Source organism: Streptomyces sp. NBC_01478 (assembly GCF_036227225.1).
GTDB lineage: Bacteria > Actinomycetota > Actinomycetes > Streptomycetales > Streptomycetaceae > Streptomyces.
In genome coordinates, this window is record NZ_CP109444.1 from 7161704 (window position 1) to 7184999 (window position 23296).

The window sequence follows — 23296 nt, forward strand, 5'->3', positions numbered from 1 at the left end:
CCTAGCGGATGTTCGGGTCGAAGGTGAAGATCACCAGCGTGCCCAGCAGGATGGTGAACACCGTGGCGGTGTAGAGCAGGCCCTTGAGCCACAGCCGGGTGTTCGCGCGCTCCGCGTAGTCGTTGATGACCGTGCGCAGGCCGTTGGCGCCGTGCAGCATCGCCAGCCAGAGCATCAGCAGGTCCCAGACCTGCCAGAACGGCGAGGCCCAGCGGCCGGCCACGAAGGCGAAGCCGATCTTCGAGACGCCGCCGTCGAGCACGAGCTGGATCAGCAGGTGGCCGAGGACCAGGACGACCAGCACGACGCCCGACAGGCGCATGAAGATCCAGCCGTACATCTCGAAGTTGCCCCGGGTCGACTTCGGGGTCTTCTTGGTGCGTTTGCGGGGGGCCTCGATGAGGGGCGCGGGGTTGTCTACGGTGTAGACGGCCGCGCTCTCCACCGGGCCGATGCCCGACGTTGCGGTTTCAGTCGTGGACATCTGCGTCAGCTCCCGAAGACAACACGAGCGGCGTGGCCGAGCACGGGGTAGATCGCCCCGAGCATGAGCACGACCCACAGGCCGACGACGGACCAGAGCATCTGCTTCTGGTAGCGCGGGCCCTTCGACCAGAAGTCGACGGCGATGACGCGCAGGCCGTTGAGGGCGTGGAAGAGGATCGCGGCGACGAGGCCGTACTCCAGCAGTGCGACGATCGGCGTCTTGTAGGTGGCTACGACCTTGTCGTAGTCCTCGGGGGAGACACGCACAAGAGCGGTGTCCAGCACATGTACGAACAGGAAGAAGAAGATGAGGACGCCGGTGACTCGATGAGCCACCCAGGACCACATTCCTTCCCGGCCGCGGTACAGCGTTCCAGCCGGCACGGAAGAACCCTCCGGGAGCGGGGATTTAGGGCCGCGCCGGCTTCTCTGTCGGTCGGGCCCGGCCGGGTACGGTCCTCCGGCCCTCAGCATCGTAACCAGGCGCTGACGCGGGTCTTACGGCGGGCCTGCTTGTGTGATCAAACTGGCACCCAAAGGTGCGCGTATGGGCTAGTTTCGGGCGGCTGGTGGGGTGGGGGGCTTGTCTTGTTTGCCGGGTGCGGGCCGAATGTGGCTGGTCGCGCCCCGCGGCGGAGCCGCACATGTCACAGCCCCGCGCCCCTTAGGGAATCCACCAACCGTCCTCTTGCCAGGCGCCGGAGTTCCTCCGCCACCACCACCCGCTCCTCCTCCGGATCGTTCGTCAACCGTGACCGGATTCCTGCCAGTACGTGGTCCAGGACCTCGTCCGGGGCAATTCCGTCCGGGCAGATGACGAACACGTGGCCGAAGCGGGCCTCGTACGCCGCGTGGGCCGCGTCGAGGGCCATGTGGGCCGCCTCGTAGGTGTCGTCCGGCAGGACCGGGAGGGACTCGCCCGCCAGCGCCTCCGCCAGGTCGCCCGGTGTGAGGTCGTACGCCGCCTCGTCGGATGCGGCGAGTAGGGCGTCCAGGTCGGGGTAGGGGCGGTGGTCGGTGAGGCGGCGGGACCAGCGGAGGCTGTGGAGGCAGGTGAGGAGGGTGCGGCGGGCGTCCTCGGGAGGCGCTGTGTTGAACGTCTCCAGCGCATTCGGGGACGGCGAGGTGCGGGACTGCTCGGGCAGCGCCGGTATGGCCACTCGGCCGGGGAGGTGGGGGAGGCGGTGCGCAGGCAGGGTGGATCCTCGCGTCACGGACGGTGCGGCAGGGGATGTGGTGAGAGAAGTGGTGAGAAGTGCGTCACCACGTTATCTGGAGTGGTCATGACGTGTTCGACAGATGCCCGAATTTCACCCGGACGGGAGAGTTTCGGAACGTGTGGTGGACACCCGCGATCCACCGGGGGCCGTAGGTTGGCGCCGTGAGCCAGCACAGGCGCCGCTCGTCGGCGAAGCAGGTGAAGCGGAAGCAGATGCTGAAGCAGAAGCGGGGGCTGATCGCGGTCGCCGCGGCCACCGCCGTGGTCGCGGGTGGGGTGGGGCTCGGGCTGTGGGCGTCGTCCGGGGACGACGGGAGCCCTGTCGGCGCCGCGCTGAGTCCCTCCGAGGGTGCCGCCTCGTCCTCGCGTGCCGCAGCCTCGCGCACCCCCACTCCCACGCCGAGCCCGACCCGCGTCTATCCGCTGTCGCGGACGCCCCGCACCATTCCCGCCGTGCGCTCGCACACCCCGGCACGCGGTCCCGGCTGGCGGCCAGCCAAGGGGGAGCGGGTCGTCGTCGACGACGCTGACCTCGTCGACGAGGGGCGGCTGATCGCCGGTGAGCTGGGGCTGTCGTACGCGGGCGAGACGAGTGACGTGCGCGCCGGGGACGTACGGCTGGCGCTGAACGACGACGAGGGCGCGAACCCGGAGTCGTACGCGATGACCGTGCGCGGCGGGCGGGTCACCATCAGCGGGCCCTCGGACGCGGGGGTGTTCTACGGCACCCGCACGCTCAAGCAGGAAGTGCACGGCGGCTCCACGGCGCCGGAGGGCGTCGTGCACGACCAACCGGCCAAGCCGCGGCGCGGGTTCATGCTGGACATCGCGCGCAAGCCGTTCACCGCGTCCTGGATCGAGGACCGGGTACGGGAGTTGGGCGACCTCAAGTTCAACGAACTGGGGCTGCACTTCTCCGACGACCAGGGTTTCCGGATCGAGTCCACCAGCCATCCCGAGGTCGTCTCCAAGAACCATCTGACCAAGGCCCAGGTGAAGGCGATCGTCGATCTCGCCGCAAGTCGGCACATCACCGTCGTGCCCGAGATCGACTCGCCGGGGCATCTGGGCGCGGTGCTCGCCGCCCACCCGGACCTGCAACTGCGCAATGTCTCGGGTGTCGCCACGCGCGGTGCCATCGACATCTCCAAGGACGCGTCCGCCGCGATCGTCGACGAACTGCTCGACGAATACGCCGGGTTGTTCCCCGGCGACCAGTGGCACCTCGGCGGCGACGAGTACCAGGCGCTGACCGTCGCCAACCCCCAGGCGTCCTTCCCGCAGTTGGCCGCCGCCGCGACGAAGGCCTACGGCTCCGGCGGCACCGTCGCCGACCTCACCACCAACTGGCTCAACGACCGCGCCGACACCGTCCGCAACCACGACCGGACGATGCGGGTGTGGAACGACGGCTTCTTCGCGGGTACGTCCGTGCAGGCCGCCAAGGATCTCCAAGTCGCGTACTGGACGGGCAAGGAGATCGGCGCCCGGCAGCCCGTCGCCTATCTGAGCGCGGGGCGCAAGGTCCTCAACTACAACGACGAGTACCTGTATTACGTCCTCGGCGAGCCGCAGACCTTCGTCTATCCGACCGGGCGGCGGATCTACGAGCAGTGGACCCCGCGCGTGCTGCGCGGCACACAGGCCGTCCCCGCGAAGTACGACGGCCAGATCCTCGGCGGCTCCTTCGCGGTCTGGTGCGACCTCGCCAACTCGCAGACACAGGCCCAGGTCGCGGCCGGCATCCGGATGCCGCTGCGGGCCACCGTCCAGAAGCTGTGGGACCCGGGGACACCGGCGCTGACCTGGACGCAGTTCAAGTCCCTCGCGGACAAGGTGGGTTGAGGGCGGGCAGTATGTTCCTCCCTGTCGCTCGCACTCGGGGGGTTGTTTCATCGTGTCCGTTCCCATATCCACGCCCAGACCCGTGTCCCGTCTCCGCTCACCGGTCGGCATGGGCCGGGCCGCCGCCGCGCTGCTCGGGATCGTCGTCGCCGCCGATCTGTTCGCCGTCTACACCGGATTCAGGCTGTACGGCGTGACGGGCGACCTCATGAACGGCGCGACCGGCGGTGCGGTCCTCCGGCGGGCCGACGCCGCGGAGTCGCTCGACTCGCTGGCCGGGAAGGTCCATTCGGGCTCGGTGCTCGTGTGCGTCATCGTGTACGTGTCCTGGTTCGTGCTGGTGCGGGGCAACGCCGAGGTGTTCGATCCGGCCGAGCAGAGCATGAAGTCCTGGTGGGCGGTCGTCGGGTGGTTCGCCCCGGGGCTGAACCTCTGGTACCCGCGCCGGATCACCCTGGAGATCTGGGACGCCAGCAGGCCGCCCGCGGGCGCTCGCAGGTCGCATCTCCTGGTCAACGTGTGGTGGACGCTGTGGCTGTTCCTGCTCTTCGCCTACTGGCTGGGCCACCAGCACTACGAGAAGAACCGCGCGCCCGACTACAACCACGCCGTCCTCCAGTTGTCGCTGTTCGCCGACGTTGTCGAGATCGCGGCCGGCGTCCTCGCGATCCTCGTCGTCCTGCGCCTGACCCGCATGCAGCGGGACAAGGCACTGGCGGGGCCGGGTGTTCGGCTCACGGTCTGACGACCAGTTGGCCGAAAACCTCTTCTTCCGTTTCTCGACCTGCCCAGGGTGCTCCCGTGTGACACTCCCGGGGTGGAGCACGCAGTTCGGGGAAAGGCGGGCTCCATAGGGGAGGCGCCCCGAAGAGGGAGGTCTGGATGAGTCTGGCGGAACTGATCGCGCAGGCCGACGAACGCGCGCTGGCCGTCGGCGGACTGGCTTGTTTGGATCGGTGCGTGCCGCTGCTGGGCGGCGACGACGAGGTGCTGCGGCCCCTGTGGTCCAGCCTCGCGGACGGCGCCGAGGGGGAGACGTGGGGCGAGTGCCTGGAGCAGGCGCGTGCCAAGCTGCCCGCCCTCTTCGAGGAACCCGACGAGGACCGTGCCGTGGCGCTGGCCCGCACGATGCTCGCGACCGCGCCGGCGATTCCGGCCGGCCCCGCGGTACGGGAGTGGGCCGACGCCTGCTCGCTCGCCTCGCTGCGGATCCACCGGCTGCTGGAGGTCATGGCCCCCGCCGACGACGCGGACGCGATCGACTCGCGCCGTGAGGGTCGTACGGACGGAATGTCGCCCCTCGTCGCCGCCGAGCTGCGGCGCCAGATCGCCGTCCTGGAACTCCTCGCCGTAACCGGCCCCGGCGGACTGCGCCAGGTGCTCGCGGTGTCGACGGAGGGACGCCGGGTGCTGCGCGCGGTGGTCTCGCGGCGGGCGCGCGGGCGGAGTTGAGGACGGGACCGGGACGGGGCCTGTGAACGACGCGCGGGGACAAGGGAGTTCGGTGGCGCGGGGCTCGGCAAAATCGAGGTAATAAGAGACGCTGGCGTTCCCCAACGGTGGGGTCCGGGAGGACGATGAAGGCGGCCGCCGGACCGGGGAGGGCATATGGGCGAGAACCGTCGTTGGTGGGCGCTGGTCGTCATCGCGCTCGCGCAGTTGATGGTCGTCCTCGACATGACCATCGTGAACATCGCGCTGCCGTCCGCCCAGGTCGACCTCAACATGTCGGACGGGAACCGGCAGTGGGTCATCACCGCCTACACGCTCGCCTTCGGCGGACTGCTGCTGCTCGGCGGCCGGGTCGCCGACCTCGCCGGGCGCAAGAACACCTTCATGATCGGGCTGATCGGCTTCGCCGCCGCGTCCGCGCTCGGCGGTGCCGCCGCCAACCAGGGCATGCTGTTCGGCGCCCGGGCGCTGCAAGGAGTATTCGCCGCCCTGCTGGCCCCCTCCGCGCTGTCGCTGCTGACGACGACGTTCACCGACCCCAAGGACCGCGGCAAGGCCTTCGGCGTGTTCGGCGCGATTGTCGGCGCGGGCGCGGCAGTCGGCTTGCTCGCCGGCGGTTTCCTCACCCAGTACCTGGACTGGCGCTGGTGCCTCTACGTCAACGTGCCCATCGCGCTGGTCGCGTTCGCCGGCGCCTGGGTCCTCCTCAGCGACAGCTCCCGGCACCCGGAAGCGCACCTCGACATCCCCGGCGCGCTCCTCGGCTCGGCCGGCATGCTCACCCTCGTCTACGGCTTCTCCGAGGCGGAGTCGCGGAGTTGGGGCGACGGGCTGGTGCTGACGCTGCTCGCCGCCGGGGTCGTGCTGCTCGGCGCCTTCGGGTTCTGGCAGACGCGGGCACGGGTCCCGCTGCTGCCGATGACGGTGGTGAAGGACCGGCAGCGGGTCGGCGCGTTCCTGACCATCCTGTTCGTCACCATCGGCATGTTCGGTGTGTTCCTCTTCCTCACCTACTACATGCAGCGCGTCCTGGGCTATTCGCCGGTCAAGACGGGCGTCGCCTATCTCCCCATCACCGTCGGCATGATCACCGGCTCCACGCAGGTCGCGGCCCGGCTGCTGTACAAGGTCCCGCCGCGCACCCTGATGGTCCCGGGCCTGCTGGTCGCGGCGGGCGCGCTCGCGCTGATCGCCCAGGTCGGGGTGGAGCCCGCGTACGCCACGTACATCCTGCCCGGCATGCTGATGCTCGGCCTCGGCATGGGTACGGCGATGATGACCTCGGTGTCCCTGGCCACCGGAGGCGTCGCCCCGCGCGACTCCGGCGCGGCCTCCGCCACCTTCAACACGGCCCAGCAGGTGGGCGGTTCGATCGGTACGGCCCTCCTCAACACGATCGCCGCCACGGTCACCACGCGCTACGCCACCGCCCACGCGGGCCCCGGCGTGAACAAGCAACTCCTTGAGGCGAAGGCCGCGGTGCACGGCTTCAACGTCGCCACCTGGTGGGCGATGGCCTCGATCCTGCTGGCCGCGCTCATCGCGGGCGTCCTGGTCGACGCGGACCGCGTGCCCACGCCGGGCGCCGTTCCGACGGAGAAACCCCAACAGCCGGTGGACACAACGATCTAGGGTCCACGGCGTCCGGCCCCGCTCGAAGCAGGCGGCCAACTCCGGGTCGAGGGGCGGTACTTCACGCGGGGCGCCGCCGTGTTCGCCGTGGCCGAGGACACCGATCCGGAGGCCGGACACGGGTCTCCCGCGGTCGCGGGACGCCACGGGCTGTGACGTTTCTGTGAGGCCCGGCGCTGATGGCCATGGGGGGATCGGGGGACCGTCGCGGGGGTGCGCGGGCCGCCCGGCCCGGTCGGGATTCTTCGCGCACTCGGTACGGACGAGGACAGTCCTTGGGTCAGACAGGCGAGCCCCGGCGCGGGCACGCGTACGACGGGGAACTCGGCGCGGCCGTCGCGCGCGCCCAGCAGGGCGACGACAGCGCTTTCGCGGTCGCGTACCGGATCGTGCAGCCCGGGCTGCTCGGGTATCTGCGCGGGCTCGTCGGCGACGAGGCCGAGGACGTGGCGTCCGACGCCTGGCTGGAGATCGCCCGGGACCTGGGCCGGTTCCGTGGCGACGGGGCGGGCTTCCGGGGCTGGACGGCGACCATCGCCCGGCACCGGGCGCTGGACCATCTGCGCAGACAGCGGGTGCGTCCGCGATCGGCGACGCTGGAACAGGACGTACTCGAACTGCCGGACCCGCACAGCACCCACGACCAGGCACTGGAGTCCCTCTCCACCGAGTACGCCCTCGGTCTGGTCCGGGGGCTCCCGCCGGACCAGGCCGAGGCCGTCCTGCTCCGCGTGGTCGTGGGACTCGACGGCCCCGCCGCCGCGCGGGTGCTGGGCAAACGGCCCGGCGCGGTGCGTACGGCGGCCTACCGGGGGCTGAAGCGGCTGGCCCGCGAACTGGGCGGGACGGGGCGTGAATTGGGCGAGACGGAAAGGGACGGAGACGGACATGGACATGGCTGACCATGAAACGGGCCTCCCGGGCCCTGCTGACACGGGCCTCCCGGCGCTGCTGGGCGCGGCGCTGCGCGAGGGCGAGGTGGACGGCGAGGCCGAACGGCGAGCGGTGGCGGCGTTCGTGGCGGAGTTCAAGGCGGCGAGGGACGCGGGGCTCCGGCCGGCGCCGACCCGCAGCCAGGACGACTGGCGGCCCAGGGGCAGTGCACCGTAGGCGAAGAGGCTTATCAGCGACAGAGGCAGAGACACCGCGGAGACGGCCGGGGCCGCCACCCCCCACAGGAGAGGCCCCGGCCGTCGCGCTGTACGGGCCGCGCGGCGGCCCGTACTTTTTACAGCGCCATGAGTGCGTTTTCTGTCACACCGCACCGCCGAACCAAGTAGTTGCAGCTTGTACTGACATGGACGAGGAACAGTTTCAGGTCGTAACGTGCCTTTCGCGCCGGAGGGCGGACGCGACCAACACCATTCGAGGGACCACGTGCTGGGGGACGACGCGGAGCTGACCGCCGCGGTGCTTGCGGCACAGGACGGGGACGAGACCGCGTTCCGGACTGTGTACCGCACGGTGCACCCACGGTTGCTCGGATACGTACGGACGCTGGTCGGCGATCCGGACGCCGAGGACGTCGCGTCCGAGGCCTGGCTGCAGATCGCCCGTGACCTGGACCGGTTCAGCGGGGACGCGGACCGGTTCCGCGGGTGGGCGGCCCGGATCGCCCGCAACCGTGCCCTGGATCACATACGGATGCGCGGCCGGCGCCCCGCGATAGGCGGCGACGAGAGCGAACTCACCGGTCGCGCCGCCGATTCCGACACCGAGGGAGAGGCCATCGAGGCCCTGGCCACCGACAGCACCCTCTCCCTCATCGCCCAACTCCCGCAGGACCAGGCCGAGGCCGTCGTCCTGCGGGTGGTCATGGGACTCGACGCCAAGACCGCCGCGGAGACCCTGGGCAAGCGGCCCGGCGCCGTCCGCACGGCCGCGCACCGCGGTCTGAAACGGCTGGCGGAACTGCTCGGCGGCGACCCGGAATCGGCCGCTGCCCTCGATGCCCTGCCCCCCCAGCGAGACCCGCGCGACCGCGCGGTGACGTCCGCCACTGTGACGCATACGCGCACGCGGACGCAGAAGGACATGTGATGGCCGACGAGCGCTCTGCTTTTCCGGGGGACACCGAATCCACCGGCGGCTCCGCCGCGGGCCGGAACCCCGGCCGATGGCTGGACCGTGGGACCGCCGAGCTGTTGCTGCGCGGCGAGTCCCCCGAAGCCGTCGATCCGGCCGCCCGCGAACAGGCCGAGCGGCTCGCCAGGGCCCTCGGCGCACTGTCCGTGGAACCCTCGCCCAAGGTCGAACTCCCGGGCGAGGAAGCCGTGTTGGCCGCCTTCAGGGCCGCGCGCACCGGCAACGACGTCGCGCGGGCGGCCGTCGGCCGGCGCGGCCGTACGGCGTCCTCCGACGCCGGGCTCGTCCGGCTCGGGCGGCCCGCCTCGGCCGTCCCGGGTCCCCGCTGGGGAAGATCCGTGCGGTTCGGACTCACCGCCGCGCTCGCCGCCGGGGTGTTCGGCGGGGTCGCGGTCGCCGTCGGCACGGGCGCGCTGCCGACGCCGTTCCACGACGACCCGGCGCCCGCCGCCTCGATCTCCGCCGCCGAGACACCGCCCGACCGCACCCTCGTCTCGCCCGCGCCGAGCGGCACCCGCGGCCCGGGCACGCCGACGACGGGCAGCGGTTCCGACGACTCCTCGGGCGAGGCCTCCGGAAGCGGCACGAACCCCACACCGAGCGCCGGCACCGACGACGACAAGTCCGCCGGTTCGGGCACCTGGTGGCGCGGTGTCGCCTCGTCCTGCCAGGCCGTGCGCGAGGGCACGCCCCTGACCCCCGGCCGCAGGCGCGCCCTGGTGGGTGCGGCGGGCGGTACGTCCCACGTGTCGACGTACTGCGACAAGCTCCTGAAGCGCACCGGCACCGGCACGGACGACTCGGACGACAAGAGCACCGGCGGCAAGGGCAGCGGCACCGGCGACGGCAAGACCGGCGACGGTCAGACCGGTTCCGGCGGTCAGGGCGGTGAGTCCGACGGGCAGGGGCACATATCCCCGCTCGCACCGGGCGGCGGTGGCAGCGGTGGCGACAGCGGTGGCAGCGATGGCGGTGGCTCCGGCGGCGGGTTCGACGACAGCAGCGCCGCCAGTCCCGCCCCCTCCACCTTCACCCCGCTCATCCGGCACCGGTCGCCGTCCGACCCGGCCCCGGCGCACACCACCGACACCCGGCAGACCCCGGCCCCGAGCCCGACGTACAGCGCGCTCTGAACTCGGCGCGCGCCGTTGACCTGCGCTTTTGTGAGGCGCGGAGATTTTTTCCCGGAAAGTGTGACGTTTCCGGCCGCCGCGGCGCAGTACTGAGTGAGCCGACTGGTCATCGGCCATCGCACGGAGCCGGGGGTTCCCCCCGTACCTACGGCTCGTGCACCCGGCGCGGGTGGGACACGTTCCCCCGGTCCCGCCCGCGCCTCATACCTCTCACCGCCTCGTATCCCTCACTTCCCTCACTGATGGACGACGACCTTGTCGCCGGTCCGCACCTGCGCGAAGAGACTCGCGATCGCCGCCTCGTCCCGTACGTTGACGCAGCCGTGCGAGCCGCCCGCGTAGCCCCGGGCCGAGAAGTCGTAGGAGAAGTGCACCGCCTGGCCGCCGCTGAAGAACATCGCGTACGGCATGGGGGAGTGGTAGAGCGTGGACACCCAGTCCCGGGCCTTCCAGTAGACCTGGAACACACCGTCGCGGGTCGGGGTGTACTGCGCGCCGAACCGTACCGACATCGTCGACACCGTCCGGCCGTCGATCATCCAGCGCAGGGTGCGGCTCGTCTTGTCGATGCACAGCACCCGGCCGGTCAGACAGCGCGGGTCGGGGGCGCCGGCCGGCTGGCCGCCCATCAGATACAGGTCCCACTTGCCCGGCTCGTGCGTCATCTTCAGCAGCCGCTGCCAGGTGACGGTGTCGGTCTCACCCGTCTTCGGCAGCCCGCGCTTGCCCTGGAAACCCGCGACGGCCTGCTCGGTGAGATCGTCGTACGTCCCCGTCGGCCCGTCGAAGAGCCAGTCGGCCTGGCGCAGCCGCGCCTGCAACTCGCGTACGTCCGTGCCGCTGTCGCCGCGCGCCCACAGGACGTTCGCGGCGCGGACGGTGCCCGGAGTGCTCGCGGTGGCGGTGGCCGAGGGCTTGGCATCCGCACCCGGCAGCTCGATGTGCACGGGCAGATGGTGCCCGCCGTCGGCGTCCGTGCCCTGCACCGTGCAGCCGCACACCGCCACCAGGGCCGACAGGGCCGCCGCGGCGGCGAGCGCTCTCCCCATGCCCGTAGTACGCATCGCGGACCCCTGTCGTCTCACCGGCGTCGTACGCCGAAGACGTACCCCTGAGGTCCGCCCCGGATGCCGGGTCGCGAACGACACCTTCTGGGCCGTCGGACCCCGTGCGACACTCGTGCTCATGTTCGGTGTCATAGACCTCCCCACCTACCTCGCCGGCCTGGTCCTGATCGTCCTGCTGCCCGGCCCCAACTCCCTCTACGTCCTCTCGGTCGCCGCCCGCCGCGGCACCCGTGCCGGCTACACGGCCGCCGCCGGTGTCTGGTGCGGGGACACCGTGCTGATGACGCTCTCCGCGGCCGGGGTCGCCTCGCTGTTGCAGGCCAACGCCGTGCTGTTCGGGATCGTGAAGTACGCGGGGGCCGGGTATCTGACCTGGCTGGCGTTCGGGATGCTGCGGGCCGCCTGGGCGATGTGGCGGACCCGGAAGGAGCGGGCGGCCATGGAGGCGGCGCCCGCCGAGGAGGCGGCCGAGGAGCGGCCGTACCGCCGTGCCTTCGTCGTGAGCCTCTTCAACCCGAAGGCGATCCTGTTCTTCGTCGCCTTCTTCGTTCAGTTCGTCGATCCTGGGTACGCCTACCCCGCGCTGTCCTTCGTCGTGCTCGGTGCCTTCGCGCAGCTCGCGAGTTTCTTCTACCTCAGTGCCCTGATCTTCGGCGGGACCCGGCTGGCGACCGCCTTCCGCCGTCGCAGGCGGCTCGCGGCCGGGGCCACCTCGGCGGCCGGGGCGCTGTTCCTGGGCTTCGCGGTGAAGCTGTCACTGGCCAGTTCGGTCTAGCGGATTTAGCGGATGCCGTGGCGCTCCGCGTACTCCGCGAGGCCGTCCTCCGTGGCGCCCGCCCAGCCGACGTAGCCGTCGGGACGGACCAGGAAGAGGCCCGTGCCGTACGGCTCGGTGGCCGGGCCCTCGACGACCCGCACCGACTCGCCGACGCCCGCCGGGGCCTTCGTGCCCAGGGCTAGCAGGGTCCAGTGCGGGCCGCGGAAGGCGTCGAAGAGGCGGACGCCGTCGATCGTGCGGTCCGGAGCGCGGTCGCCCGCCCGTAGCGCGTCCTCGGTCAGGTCGCCGCGGGTCTCCACCGAGAGGGAGCGGTCGCGGTAGCCGAGGCCGAGCTGCTGGGTGGCCCTGCCGCGCCGCACCTCGCCGCGGTGGACGCGGGTGGAGAGGCCGAGCATGTCGGCCGCGTTGGGCAGCCGCTCCTCCTCGTAGGTGTCGAGCAGCGACTCGGGGGCGCCCTCGCGCAGCACCGCGCCGAGCTTCCAGCCGAGGTTGTAGGCGTCCTGGACGCTGGTGTTGAGGCCCTGCCCGCCGGCCGGCGAGTGGACGTGCGCCGCGTCCCCGGCGAGGAAGACCCGCCCGGCGCGGAAGCGGTCGGCCAGTGCGGCCCGGGGCCGGAAGTTCGAGGCCCAGCGCAGTTCGGTCACGTCCTCGGGGGCGAGGTGGCTGCGGTCGGCGACGGTCTTGCGGACCCCGTCGAGGGAGAGGTCCACGTCGGTGCCGTCCGGGTACTGGGCGATGACCTGGAAGTCCTCGGTGCCGGCCAGCGGGAAGACCGCGAGGAAGCCGTCGCCGTCGGCGCGCGGCGGGAAGACGTGCACGCTGTCGCGGTCCAGGCCGGTGATCCGGACGTCCGCCACCAGCATCGGGTTCGGGTCGACCGTCTCGCCCGTCATGCCGATCCCCAGCGTCCGGCGTACGACCGAGCGACCGCCGTCGCCCGCGACGACGTACCGGGCGCGGACGGCGGCACCGGAGGCGAACTCCACGCTCACGCCGGCCCCGTCCTGCGCGAAGCCGGTCACCTCCCGCCCGAAGGCCACCTTTCCGCCCAGCTCCGTCAGCCGTCCGAAGAGGATCTCCTGGGTGCGCCACTGCGGCACCATCCACGGCCTGCCGTACGGCGAGTCCGGGACCGTCTCGGACGGCTCGAACATCTGGTGCTCGCCGACCTTTCGACCGTCCTGCCAGACCGCCCCGGTCGGGTAGGTGCCGCCCTTCGCGAGGATCTCGTCGATCACGCCGAAGTCGTCGAAGACCTCCATCGTGCGCGGCTGGAGTCCCTTGCCGCGAGAGCCGGGGAACAGCGCGTCCGCCTTCTCCACGACCAGCGCGTCCACCCCGCGCCGGGCCAGGTCGATGCCGAGGGTGAGGCCGGTCGGGCCCGCGCCGACGATCAGCACCTCCACGTGTTCTGCCATGATCCCTGTCTCCTTAACGCCGTTAAGTTGCTCCGGCCATCAGGGTGCCCTTAACGCTGTTAAGCTGTCAACCGTGAGTACGGAACGACGCACGCCCCTCGACCGCAAGCGGGTCGCGGACACCGCCCTGGAGCTGCTGAACGAGGTCGGTCTCGACGGACTGTCCCTGCGAGCCATCGCCAAGAAGCTGGACGTCAAGGCGCCCGCGCTGTACTGGCACTTCAAGGACAAGCAGGCCCTGCTCGACGAGATGGCGACGGAGATGTACCGGCGGATGGTCGCCGGCGCCTCGTCCACTCCCGAGAACACCTGGCAGGAGCGGCTGCTGAACTCCAACCGCGCCCTGCGCGCCGCGCTGCTCGGCTACCGCGACGGCGCCAAGGTCTTCAGCGGCTCCCGCTTCACCGGCACCCTGCACGCGGTCGAGATGGAACGCACCCTGCGCCTGTTCACCGAGGCCGGCTTCACCCTCGCCCAGGCGGTCCGCGCGACCTCGACGTCGTACCTCTACACGATCGGGTTCGTCAGCGAGGAGCAGGGCGTCCAACTGCTCCCGGACGAACGCCGGGAGGGCTACGACGTGAACGAACGCGCCCGCCTGCTGGCCGACTTCCCTCTGTCGGCAGCGGCGGGCGCGGAGATCTTCGAGGACTACGGCAAGCACTTCGAGGAGGGGCTGGCCGTGGTCGTGGCGGGGGTGGAGGCGCGGTTCGGGATCAGGTGAGGGTTCGTCAGTTGTGGGTGCCGTACCAGACGTAGAAGGAGGGATCCGCCTCCGGCTGCTGGTAGAGGTCGGCCTGGGAGACCGTGAGGGTGCCGTGCAGCGGGAACACCACCGAGCACAGGCCGGGGTCGGAGCGGCGGATCAGCGGGGCGGTGCGGTGGATGACGGACGGTGAGCAGGTCAGGTGCAGGAGGTGCAGCGGGCCGAGGTGCCGGGTGCGGGCCAGGGCCCGGAAGTCCTCGTCGGCCCCGCTCGTCGCCCGCATCGGGGGGCGCCGCCGCGCAGGAAGTCGTCGAAGCCGGCCAGCCGGTCGGGTGGTGGCAGGTCCTCGCTGCGGAACACCGTCCGGAATGCGGTCCCGATCACGCGGCCCCCTGATCGATCGTCCACTCATTCGAATGTTGGATCGTCGAGCGCGGGCTCGGGATGTGTGCTGGAGTGGCTATTTGTAAATGGAGGGCGGCCCGTAACTTCGCGTTCACCTGTTGGCCCCGGCAGGGTTGATATCCGGGCTCGAACATCTCCTACGGTCACAAGAATCCGCCCCGGAGAGAGCCCAGGTGTACGCGTGACCAACCGCCCCCCAACACTGTCCGTGATCGTCCCTTGCTACAACATCGAGGCCTATGTCCCGGAAACGGTGACAAGTCTCGTCAACAACGCGAGTGACGAGTTCGAGTTCCTGTTCGTCGAGGACCGCTCGACCAAGGACAAGACCTATGAGGCTCTCCTGGAGCTGACGAAGCGGCTCCCGAACAGCAGGGTGATCCGGCACGAGAAGAACGGCGGTCTGGCCACCGCCCGCAACACCGGGATCGACGCGGCCGAGGGCCGTTACCTCACGTTCCTCGACGGCGACGACTGGCTCGCGCCGGGCTATCTCGCCGACCTGGTGGACGTGATCGAGCGCTTCGACGTCGACTTCGTGCGGACGGACCATGTGACCGTCACGGGTGTTGAGCGAGCCATCCAGCGGTCCCCCGAGGGCCGCCGGCACACCCCGCTCGACCCGCGCAGCTCGATCCTGCCCGTCGACGACACGACGATGGTCGACTACCCGTACGCCTGGGCCGGCATCTACCACCGGCGCCTCCTGGACCGCGGCCTGCTGCGCTTCCACGACGGGCTGCGCACCGCCGAGGACCGCCCCTGGATCTGGGAGCTGCACCGCAAGGCGGAGTCGTACGTCGCCGCCAGCCTGCGCGGGGTCTTCTACCGCCGGGGCCTGGCCGGTTCGCTGACCCAGATCGGCGACGTCCGCCAGCTCGACTTCTTCCGCTCCTTCGACCTGGTCCTCGCCGAACTCGCCGACGACCCCGAAGCCGCGAAACTGAGGAAGAAGGCGCTGCGCAACTACTGCGTCGTCATCGCCCACCAGCTCCTGGACCGGGGCCGTTTCGAGCGCAGCGTGCACGCCAAACTGCGGCAGATGGCCGCCGAGGCGCTCGGCCGGATGACGGAGACCGAACTCAACGAAGCACTCGTCGGCATGGGCGAGGAACGCGTGCACACGCTGCGGCGCATCCGCGGTGGCATGAAGGGAGTCGCGGCATGAGCGGCACGACACAGATCTTCTTCTCGGCCACGCAGTACGCCGCCGCGACCGTCACCGCCGCGATCCGCGCCGGTTTCTTCGGCCCCCGTACGGCCCACCGCCGCATTCTCGTGGTCAGCAACACGGCCGCCGTGCCCGAGGTCGGCACCCCGCTGGACCGGATGCCCGGCTTCGAGAAGCTGCGCCCCGAGTTCGACGAGGTGCGCTCGTGGAACGAGTTCATCTCCCCGTTCCACCCGGCCGGCTGGTCCCCGCGTGCCCAGGACGCCTCCCTGTGGGAGAAGGCCGTACGCCTGGCCTGGAACCTCGGTGACGAGGACGTGGAGATCGCCTGCGAGTCCATCCAGGCCAACCCCTCCCGCGCGGTCGCCGACATCTTCGCCGACAGCCCGGTGCACGTGTACGCGGACGGCCTGATGAGCTACGGCCCCACCCGCAACCGCATCCCGCACAACCTGAACAGCCGTATCGCGCGCGTGCTGCACCTCGACCTGATACCCGGGCTGCGGCCGATGCTGCTGTCCGAGTACGGGGTCGAGCCGCAGCCCATCCCGAACGAGGCGATCGTCGACGTCCTCGCCCAGATCGGCGAGGAGGGCGCCTCGATCCTCGCCGACAAGCTCCCCGCCGAGGACCGGCCGACGGCCGTGATGCTCGGCCAGTACCTCTCCGCCATCGACCTGATCACCCAGGACGAGGAGGAGCAGCTCCACGTCCGCATGCTGCGCGCGGCGGCGAAGGCGGGCCACCAGGACATCCTGTTCAAGCCCCACCCCAGCGCACCGGCCGTCTACAGCACGTCACTCGAGCAGGCCGCCGACCAACTCGGCGTCCGCCTCACGGTGTTGCGCGAGCCGGTCCTCGCCGAGACGGTGTTCGCCTACCTGCGCCCGCAGTTGGTCATCGGCTGCTTCTCCACGGCGCTGATGACGGCCGCCGCCTTCTACGACATCCCCGTCGCCCGGGTCGGCACCGGACTGCTCCTCGAACGCATCACGCCGTACGAGAACAGCAACCGCATCCCGCTCACCGTCATCGACGCGATCCTCCCCGACGCGGAGAAGGACAAGGTCGGGCAGCCGCTCGAACTGGGCCGTCTGGCCGAGGAGTTGGCGCCGCTGGTGCGGGCCGTCGGCTACTGCATGCAGGCCCTCAAGCACCACGCGATGCGCGACGAGGTGACCGCCTGGCTCGCCGTCCACCTCGACGCGTACCCGCAGTACTTCAAGAAGCGCCGCCTGACCAGCCTCCGCCTGCCCGGCGGCAGTCCGGTCCGCGCGGAGTCGCTGCGCAGGAACCCCACCGTACGGCGCGTGGTGCGCCGTATCCGGGCCGCGCAGGCCTGAACGGACAACAGGTGCCCCCCGGCCATGTCGGGGGGCACCTGAGGCGTTTCAGAGGCGGGTCGCTTCCGGTGTCACTTGCCGAGCTTCGCCGCCAACTGCTTCGACTGAAGTGTCATCGTCCGCTTCAGCCGTGGCCCGAACGGCTTCTCCACGAAGCGGTGCATCAGATACGCCAGGCACAGCAGCCCCGGCACGGTGATCGCGAGCGTCTCGTACGGGCCGAGCCCGAAGCCCCGGTGCAGGATGCGGATCGCGAACCAGCCCAGGTGCTCGTGGATCAGATAGAACGGGTACGTCAGCGCGCCCGCCAGCGTCAGCCAGCTCCAGTTCGCCCAGCTCGTCCAGCCCAGCGCCACCGCAGCGACGGCCGCGAAGGCGACCAGGACGATCGCCTGGATGACATGCGGGTTGCGGTGGAAGTCGCCGGTCATGCCCGGGTGCCACAGGGCCGTCACCGAGTAGCGCTGACCCAGCAGGAAGGACATCCCCACGATGCCCCACAGCAACAGGTCACTGCCGTAGCGGTAGATCAGGTAGAAGGCGAGGCCGCCGATGAAGTACGGCGCGTGGTCACGCATCACCAGCTCGGTCGTCAGCGGGTTGTCGGCGACCCGGGCGAAGCAGCCGGCCATCGTCCACAGGATGCAGAAGGTCACCACCCGGCGGTAGGTGACGCCCTTCCAGATCACGAACAGCGCGAAGAACAGGTAGAACCGCATCTCCACCCAGAGCGTCCAGTCCACGCCGATGACGCGGGGCACGCCCATCGGCTGCTGGAGCATGGTGAAGTTGACCAGGAACTCGTCCGAGCGCAGCGGCTTGACGACCACCGGCATCAGCACCGACGCGGTGCCCACCAGGATCAGGGCCACCCAGTACGCCGGGTAGAGGCGCGCGATGCGGGAGCGGAAGAACTCGCCCATCGACTTGCCCCAACTGCTCATGCAGATCACGAAGCCGCTGATGAGGAAGAAGAACTGCACGCCGAGCGAGCCGTAGGTCCCCGCCTGGGACAGGGTCGGGAACATCTGTCCGGGGGACTGGTGCCAGGAGGACGCGACCTCACCGTTCTTGCCGGTGAAGTGGTAGAGGCACACCATCAGGGCGGCCAGCAGCCGCAGTCCGTCCAGGGCGCGCAGCCGGTTCTCCCGGGGCGGGCGGGGCGGGGCGACGGGTGGCTGCTCCGGGTCCTGCCCAGGGTCCTGGCCCCGCAGGGTGGGTGCCAGGGCCTGGTCAACCGCGTTCATCCTGGGCCTTTCTCGCCGATGTCGAATGGCTGTTCCGCAGTGGAACGATGTGACGCTACGAACGTTCGACGGATGAAAGGCAATTCAGCGGCGACACACAGGGGTCTCCTACATGTCGCCCGGATGAACAAATTGAATGAACGCTAACGGCCGGACAACGCCCGGGCGCGCCGGGCGATCCGCCGGACCGTCTGATTGCGTGGAATGAAGGACAGTTGTGCCGGTACGGCCCCGGGCAGCGCCAGCGCGGTCAGGCGGCGGCGTTTGAAGTAGCGCCAGGTGTGCGGGTTGAGCTGGGTGGAGAGATAGCGCTCGGCGTCCTCGCGCAGCCGCGGATAGATCTTGGGCTGCATCGCGAAACCGACCGCCTTGAGAAGTCCGGACAGTTCGCCCACGCGCTCCGGTGACGGCATCCGCCAGTCCGCCACCGCCTTCTTGTCGCCGAGATCGGGCAGTACGGCGTCCACGATGGTCAGCGGCACCCGGTTGCTGTTCTGGTAGGGCGCGAGCCGGGCCAGCACGGTGTCCGTGCCGACGCGGGCGACCGGGAGGTCGTACAGGCCGGCGGCGGTGAACAGCGCGGTGGAGAAGCAGCCGACGACCAGGGCGGGACGCAGTTGCTGGAAGGCGACCTCGGCGAGCACCGGCCGGTCCAGAAGGGTGAGTTGAGCCCCCAGCTTCTTCGCCTCGTCCTCCAGGAGCCGGGACCAGCGGGAGGGCGCGACCGGGTGCGGCTTGAACACCAGCGTGCGGTGGCCGAGGGCCACGGCGCCGCGCACCATGCGCAGATGCAGCTCCTCCTCCTGCTGGTCGGTGAGGATGCCGAGCGCGGCGAGGTACTGGCCCAGCAGCAGGGCCGGTTGACCTTCTACGGCCGGCAACTCGTCCTCGGACTCGGCGAGTTCGCCAAGTACCTTGAGGAAGGCCTCCGTTGGCACCAGCTCCGGCGGGACGCCGAACTCGGTGAGCAGCAGCGGGGTGAGGCCCGGGACGAGATCGAGGTGCAGCAGTCGCTCGATGCGGGTGCCGACCAGCGGGTCGATCTTGTCGCGCGTGGGGCCATAACTTATGAGGCCGTCCGCGTAGACGTCGACCGGGGCGCCGGTGAAGAGCTGGCACAGCGCGAGCGACGGATTGACCTGCACGGACTCCACGGCGAGCCGGATCTCGTCGTCGCCCAGTCGCCACAGCAGCCGGACGTACCGCTCCCACATCGGGACGTCGTCGCCCCGCGGGCTCCAACCGCTCGGGTGGAAGGGGGAGATGGTCTCGTTCCACGACAGCACGTCGTCGAAGCGCCCGCGCAGCCGGTCGAAGCCCGGCATCGAGTCCACCGACGGGGTGGTCTCCGGGTTCGCCGCGTTGTTGGTGATCAGCAGCAGCCTGCGGTCGGCCTCGCCGAGGAGCCCGGCGTCCAGCGCGGCGGCCAGCGTCGCGGCGCCGTACAGGGTCGACGCGCACAGGATCTGGGTGGTGCGGGGCATCAGGCGGCCACCGTCCGGGCCGAGGTGGGACGGCGGCGCAGACGGCGAAGCCGGCTCGCGCGCTGGGGGTCCATCGAGTCCATCACGTCCGCGAGGACGTCCTGCGGCATGCGCTTGAGCGCGGCGGAACTCAGTGAACGCAGTTTTCGAGCCACGGCGGGTTCGAACCTCTCGATCGATCCGAGATGATGAGCCATGATCGCGCAATACGTGCGCACTGCTTTGGGCAGCAGTTTATCGGCGTCGCGGTCAGCCGCCGTTTCCTCGATTACCTGGTCGAACGCACGAATGAAATCGAGCTGCCGAACGTCCCCGATCTGGGTGAGCGAGGAGGCGACCCCGCGCCGGTAGAACACCCCCAGCAGCCCCACCGTGGCGAAGGACTCCGCCTCCCGGTGCAGCTTCCAGATCCACGGCCGGTCCTCGGCCGTGCGCAGCCCGTCGGTGAAGTGCAGCAGACCCTGGTCGACGAGTCTGCGGTGGTAGATGCCCGCCCAGGCGTACGCGTAGTCGACGGAGGTCGAGCGGTCGGCGGGCAGGATCGCGTCCCGCGGGTTCATCACCACACCCCGCCGGCCCTGCGGCACCCGGGCGATCGAGCGGGCCTTCGCCGTGCACACCACATGGTCGGTGCGCACGAAGTCGCAGCCGAGTTCCTCGATGGCGGCCAGCAGCCGCGGGAAGTAGTCCGGGGCGAGCCAGTCGTCGCCGTCCAGAAACGTCAGATACTCGCCACGTGCCTTGTCGATGCCGGTGTTCCGGGCGGTCGCCAGCCCTCCGTTCTTCTTGTGTCTGACATGCACGACGCCTGGCAGCTCGCGCTCCGCGCGCGCGAGAATGTCAGGGGTCTCGTCGGTCGAACAGTCGTCGACGAAGATGAATTCGAAGTCCTCCCGTGTGTTCGCACGCAGGCTCTTCAGGGTGTCGGGCGCGTATTGCTGCACGTTGTAGAACGGCACGATGACGGAGAGCTTGACCACCCGTATGACGGTAGAGGGCGCTCCGGCATCGGTCTTTACCATTGGTTTGATGTCGGGTGAACGCCACGTGGCGAACCTGTGAACCAGGAATTTTCGCGGCCCTACCACGCCCTGATTCGCCATTCAGCGGTGTGCTGTTAACCCTTTGTTGCCTTCGGGTTGGGCCGATCAACGGAATGGCTTCCTAGCGTCTTCGGTGTGCCAGCAAGTGCAACGCAGACCCTGCGAGTCGCCGTTCTCGCGGATTCCGACACCCGGTGGAAATGGGGTTCGCTCACCGCGAACCGCATCGCACCGGCGAATTCGGACATCTCTTTGGACGGATACCTCCTGCGGGGTCGTGCCACCCCAACAGCCCGCCAGTTGAAGGAAGTCGGCGTCACCGCCGACTCCCTCCGCGAGGTGACCGCCGTCGAGTTCCTGCGCGCCATGGAGAAGGAGCCGTACGACATCCTCGTGCTCTCCCTCGTCGGCGGCGGGGTCCAGGCGATGCTGCACGGCCTGGCCCGCGCCTGGGACGGGCGCACCGAGCGGCCCGTCGTCGTCACCGGCTATGTCGGCGTCGTCTACGAGAAGCTCACCGACGGTCTGCTGCTGCGGCACGGCGCGGACCTCGTCCTCGCCAACTCCCGCCAGGACGCGGAGCGTTTCCGCGCCGTCTACGACGGGGTCGGCGCCGACTCCTCCTCGGTGACCGAGGTCGCCCTGCCGTTCCTCGGCGGGGACACCTACACCGGCGAGAACGACCCGTACACAGTGGTCTTCGCGGTGCAGCCCTCGGTGCCCGACAACCGCAGGGACCGCGACTACCTGCTCAACAGGGCGATCCGGCACGCCCGTTTCCACCCGAACCGCGAGGTCCTCCTCAAGCTGCGCTCCAAGCCCGGCGAACACACCACGCACATCGAGGAGTTGCCCTACCAGAAGCTGGTCCAGGGCAAGGACCTCCCCGCCAACTTCAGCCTGGTGTACGGGCACATGGGCGAGGTGCTCGACCGCACCGACCTCCTGGTGACCATCAGCTCGACGGCCGCCCTGGAGTCACTGCACCGCCGCATCCCCACCGTCGTGCTGACCGACCTGGGAGTGCGCGAGGGGCTCGGCAACCACCACTTCGTGGGCTCCGGGTGCCTCGCCTCCTGGGACCAGCTCGACGCCGGGTACAAGCCCGTGCCCGACGCGGAGTGGGTCGCCCGGCAGGGAGTCGCGGCCGACGGCTCGTACGAGACGGCCTTCGACGCGGCCCGGGAGCGGATCGCCAAGCTGCTGGCCGGCTCCGACATGCCCGCCCTGAAGCCGTACTACACGCCCGAGACCGCCCCCGGCTATCTGCCCGGCATCCTCGCCCGCCACCACCTCGGCCCGGACGGCACCCCGCTGCCCGGCGCCCCCGCCGCGGACAAGGAGCCGGGCCCCGTCCGGCAGATCGTGCGCCGGGCCGCGCGCGGCGCCTACCGCCACGGCGTGCAGCGCGTGGCGCCCGTCATCCGCCGGATGGGGGAGCTGTGAACGCCAAGATTCCCGCTCAAGGAGTAGAGCCCATGTCCAACCCGCAAGCGGGCCAAGGCGCTTCGATGCGCCGGGTGCTCGCGGTGATCCCCGCACGCGGCGGCTCCAAGGGCGTCCCCGCCAAGAACCTCGCCCCCGTCGGCGGCGTCCCGCTGGTGGCCCGCGCCATCCGCGAGTGCCTCGCCTCGCGGCTCGTGACGGACGTCGTCGTCTCCACCGACGACCAGGCCATCGCCGCCGCCGCCCGCCTGGCCGGCGCCGAGGTCGTGCTGCGGCCCGCCGCCATCGCCGGCGACACGGCGACCTCCGAGGCCGCCGTCCTGCACGCCATGGACGCCCACGAGGCCCTGCACGGCGCGGCCGTCGACGTGGTCCTGCTCGTGCAGTGCACCAGCCCCTTCATCGTCCGCGAGGACGTCGACGGCATCGTCGGCGCGATCGTCGCGAACGGCGCCGACACCGCCCACACCGTCGCCCCCTTCCACGGCTTCGTGTGGCGCGACGCGGACGACGAGGCGACCGCGGTCGTCGAGGCGACCGGCACCGGCCAGATCGGCGGCGCCACGAAGGTCGCCAACCCCCCTGTCACCAGCGGCGGTTACGGCGTCAACCACGACAAGTCCTTCCGCCCGCGCCGCCAGGACCGCCCCCAGGACTTCCTGGAGACCGGCGCCGTCTACGGCATGGACGCGGTCGGCTTCCGCAAGGTCGGCCACCGCTTCTTCGGCCGCACCGAGCTCGTACGGACCGACCCCGCCCGCGTGTTGGAGATCGACGATCCCCACGAGCTGGCCAGGGCACGGGCGTTGGCCCCCCTCTTCGACGCGGACCGCCCCGGCTCACTCCCGACCGCAGACGACATCGACGCGGTCGTACTCGACTTCGACGGCACCCAGACCGACGACAGGGTGCTGATCGATTCCGACGGACGGGAGTTCGTCTCCGTGCACCGCGGAGACGGGCTCGGCATCGCGGCGCTGCGCAAGAGCGGCCTGAAGATGCTCATCCTGTCCTCGGAGCAGAACCCGGTCGTCGCCGCCCGGGCCCGGAAGCTCCAGCTCCCGGTCCTGCACGGCATCGACCGGAAGGACCTCGCACTCAAGCAGTGGTGCGAGGAGCAGGGCATCGCGCCGGAGCGCGTGCTCTACGTCGGCAACGACGTCAACGACCTCCCGTGCTTCGCCCTCGTGGGCTGGCCCGTGGCGGTCGCGAGCGCCCACGACGTCGTACGCGGCGCCGCACGCGCGGTCACCACCGTGCCCGGTGGCGACGGCGCTGTCCGAGAGATCGCCAGCTGGATCCTCGGCCCCTCTCTCGACTCCCTCACCAAGTAAGG

The 23296-nt window shown here is 70.4% G+C and carries 23 protein-coding genes; 14 read left to right on the forward strand and 9 right to left on the reverse strand.

The annotated features are described in order from the left end of the window. Position 1: 1 nt before the first annotated feature. The 3 genes from OG223_RS32545 to OG223_RS32555 all read right to left on the reverse strand — a co-directional run bounded on the left by OG223_RS32545 (position 2) and on the right by OG223_RS32555 (position 1646). A complete protein-coding gene (locus OG223_RS32545) occupies positions 2-484 on the reverse strand; it encodes a succinate dehydrogenase hydrophobic membrane anchor subunit (RefSeq protein ID WP_329256211.1) in 483 nt (160 codons plus the stop codon). A 5-nt stretch (positions 485-489) separates the two neighbouring features. Further along, positions 490-870 (reverse strand): succinate dehydrogenase, cytochrome b556 subunit, encoded by a 381-nt coding sequence (gene sdhC, locus OG223_RS32550; RefSeq protein ID WP_329256213.1) that lies wholly within the window; start codon positions 868-870, stop codon positions 490-492. 263 nt (positions 871-1133) lie between these two features. Further along, positions 1134-1646 carry a 2-oxo-4-hydroxy-4-carboxy-5-ureidoimidazoline decarboxylase gene (locus OG223_RS32555; RefSeq protein ID WP_329256215.1) on the reverse strand — a complete coding sequence of 171 codons (513 nt, stop codon included), beginning with the start codon at positions 1644-1646 and terminating at the stop codon, positions 1134-1136. A gap of 272 nt (positions 1647-1918) precedes the next feature. Between OG223_RS32555 and OG223_RS32560 the strand changes: the two genes are divergently transcribed. The 8 genes from OG223_RS32560 (at position 1919) to OG223_RS32595 (ending at position 9852) form a co-directional block, all read left to right on the forward strand. Then, positions 1919-3550, forward strand: coding sequence for a beta-N-acetylhexosaminidase (locus tag OG223_RS32560; RefSeq protein WP_329265593.1), 1632 nt, complete (start codon positions 1919-1921; stop codon positions 3548-3550). Positions 3551-3632: 82 nt separating this feature from the next. Next, positions 3633-4295, forward strand: a complete 663-nt coding sequence (locus OG223_RS32565) for a DUF4328 domain-containing protein (RefSeq protein ID WP_329256216.1) — start codon at positions 3633-3635, stop codon at positions 4293-4295. A 137-nt stretch (positions 4296-4432) separates the two neighbouring features. Further along, on the forward strand, positions 4433-5002 hold the full coding sequence (locus OG223_RS32570; RefSeq protein WP_329256219.1) for a hypothetical protein: 570 nt from the start codon (positions 4433-4435) through the stop codon (positions 5000-5002). Between the two features lie 156 nt (positions 5003-5158). After that, positions 5159-6634, forward strand: coding sequence for an MFS transporter (locus OG223_RS32575; protein ID WP_329256221.1), 1476 nt, complete (start codon positions 5159-5161; stop codon positions 6632-6634). A gap of 275 nt (positions 6635-6909) precedes the next feature. Beyond that, on the forward strand, positions 6910-7536 hold the full coding sequence (locus OG223_RS32580) for an RNA polymerase sigma factor (RefSeq protein WP_329256223.1): 627 nt from the start codon (positions 6910-6912) through the stop codon (positions 7534-7536). Next, positions 7529-7744 (forward strand): hypothetical protein, encoded by a 216-nt coding sequence (locus tag OG223_RS32585; RefSeq protein WP_329256225.1) that lies wholly within the window; start codon positions 7529-7531, stop codon positions 7742-7744. Before OG223_RS32580 ends, OG223_RS32585 begins: the two co-directional genes overlap by 8 nt. A gap of 267 nt (positions 7745-8011) precedes the next feature. Then, on the forward strand, positions 8012-8674 hold the full coding sequence (locus tag OG223_RS32590) for an RNA polymerase sigma factor (protein WP_329256227.1): 663 nt from the start codon (positions 8012-8014) through the stop codon (positions 8672-8674). Next, positions 8674-9852 (forward strand): hypothetical protein, encoded by a 1179-nt coding sequence (locus OG223_RS32595; protein ID WP_329256229.1) that lies wholly within the window; start codon positions 8674-8676, stop codon positions 9850-9852. Before OG223_RS32590 ends, OG223_RS32595 begins: the two co-directional genes overlap by 1 nt. Before the next feature lie 236 nt (positions 9853-10088). Here the strand turns inward: OG223_RS32595 and OG223_RS32600 are convergent, their stop codons facing one another. Beyond that, positions 10089-10916: a L,D-transpeptidase family protein gene (locus OG223_RS32600; RefSeq protein ID WP_329256231.1), complete on the reverse strand. Its 828-nt coding sequence runs from the start codon at positions 10914-10916 to the stop codon at positions 10089-10091. 121 nt (positions 10917-11037) lie between these two features. Between OG223_RS32600 and leuE the strand changes: the two genes are divergently transcribed. After that, positions 11038-11694, forward strand: coding sequence for a leucine efflux protein LeuE (leuE, locus tag OG223_RS32605; RefSeq protein ID WP_329256232.1), 657 nt, complete (start codon positions 11038-11040; stop codon positions 11692-11694). Between the two features lie 5 nt (positions 11695-11699). Here the strand turns inward: leuE and OG223_RS32610 are convergent, their stop codons facing one another. Next, positions 11700-13115, reverse strand: a complete 1416-nt coding sequence (locus OG223_RS32610; protein WP_329256234.1) for an FAD-dependent oxidoreductase — start codon at positions 13113-13115, stop codon at positions 11700-11702. A 73-nt stretch (positions 13116-13188) separates the two neighbouring features. Here OG223_RS32610 and OG223_RS32615 point away from each other — a divergent pair, with 73 nt between their 5' ends. Continuing rightward, positions 13189-13839: a TetR/AcrR family transcriptional regulator C-terminal domain-containing protein gene (locus OG223_RS32615; protein WP_329256236.1), complete on the forward strand. Its 651-nt coding sequence runs from the start codon at positions 13189-13191 to the stop codon at positions 13837-13839. A 7-nt stretch (positions 13840-13846) separates the two neighbouring features. On the opposite strand, the gene OG223_RS32620 is transcribed toward OG223_RS32615, so the two are convergent. Further along, positions 13847-14104 carry a hypothetical protein gene (locus tag OG223_RS32620; protein WP_329256238.1) on the reverse strand — a complete coding sequence of 86 codons (258 nt, stop codon included), beginning with the start codon at positions 14102-14104 and terminating at the stop codon, positions 13847-13849. Between the two features lie 303 nt (positions 14105-14407). Between OG223_RS32620 and OG223_RS32625 the strand changes: the two genes are divergently transcribed. Then, entirely contained in the window at positions 14408-15394 is a 987-nt protein-coding gene (locus tag OG223_RS32625) for a glycosyltransferase family 2 protein (protein ID WP_329256240.1), read from the forward strand. Then, a complete protein-coding gene (locus tag OG223_RS32630) occupies positions 15391-16740 on the forward strand; it encodes a polysialyltransferase family glycosyltransferase (RefSeq protein WP_329256243.1) in 1350 nt (449 codons plus the stop codon). Before OG223_RS32625 ends, OG223_RS32630 begins: the two co-directional genes overlap by 4 nt. A gap of 71 nt (positions 16741-16811) precedes the next feature. Here the strand turns inward: OG223_RS32630 and OG223_RS32635 are convergent, their stop codons facing one another. The 3 genes from OG223_RS32635 to OG223_RS32645 form a co-directional block, all read right to left on the reverse strand. After that, positions 16812-17987, reverse strand: a complete 1176-nt coding sequence (locus OG223_RS32635) for an acyltransferase family protein (protein ID WP_329256245.1) — start codon at positions 17985-17987, stop codon at positions 16812-16814. A gap of 143 nt (positions 17988-18130) precedes the next feature. Further along, complete coding sequence (locus OG223_RS32640; RefSeq protein ID WP_329256246.1) at positions 18131-19471, reverse strand: polysialyltransferase family glycosyltransferase; 1341 nt, start codon at positions 19469-19471, stop codon at positions 18131-18133. After that, entirely contained in the window at positions 19471-20451 is a 981-nt protein-coding gene (locus OG223_RS32645) for a glycosyltransferase family 2 protein (protein ID WP_329265596.1), read from the reverse strand. The genes OG223_RS32640 and OG223_RS32645 overlap by 1 nt, the downstream gene beginning before the upstream one ends. Positions 20452-20649: 198 nt before the next feature. Between OG223_RS32645 and OG223_RS32650 the strand changes: the two genes are divergently transcribed. Both OG223_RS32650 and OG223_RS32655 read left to right on the forward strand, forming a co-directional pair. Continuing rightward, a complete protein-coding gene (locus tag OG223_RS32650) occupies positions 20650-21960 on the forward strand; it encodes a DUF6716 putative glycosyltransferase (protein ID WP_329256248.1) in 1311 nt (436 codons plus the stop codon). A gap of 32 nt (positions 21961-21992) precedes the next feature. After that, positions 21993-23294, forward strand: coding sequence for an N-acylneuraminate cytidylyltransferase (locus OG223_RS32655; protein ID WP_329256250.1), 1302 nt, complete (start codon positions 21993-21995; stop codon positions 23292-23294). Positions 23295-23296: the final 2 nt, after the last annotated feature.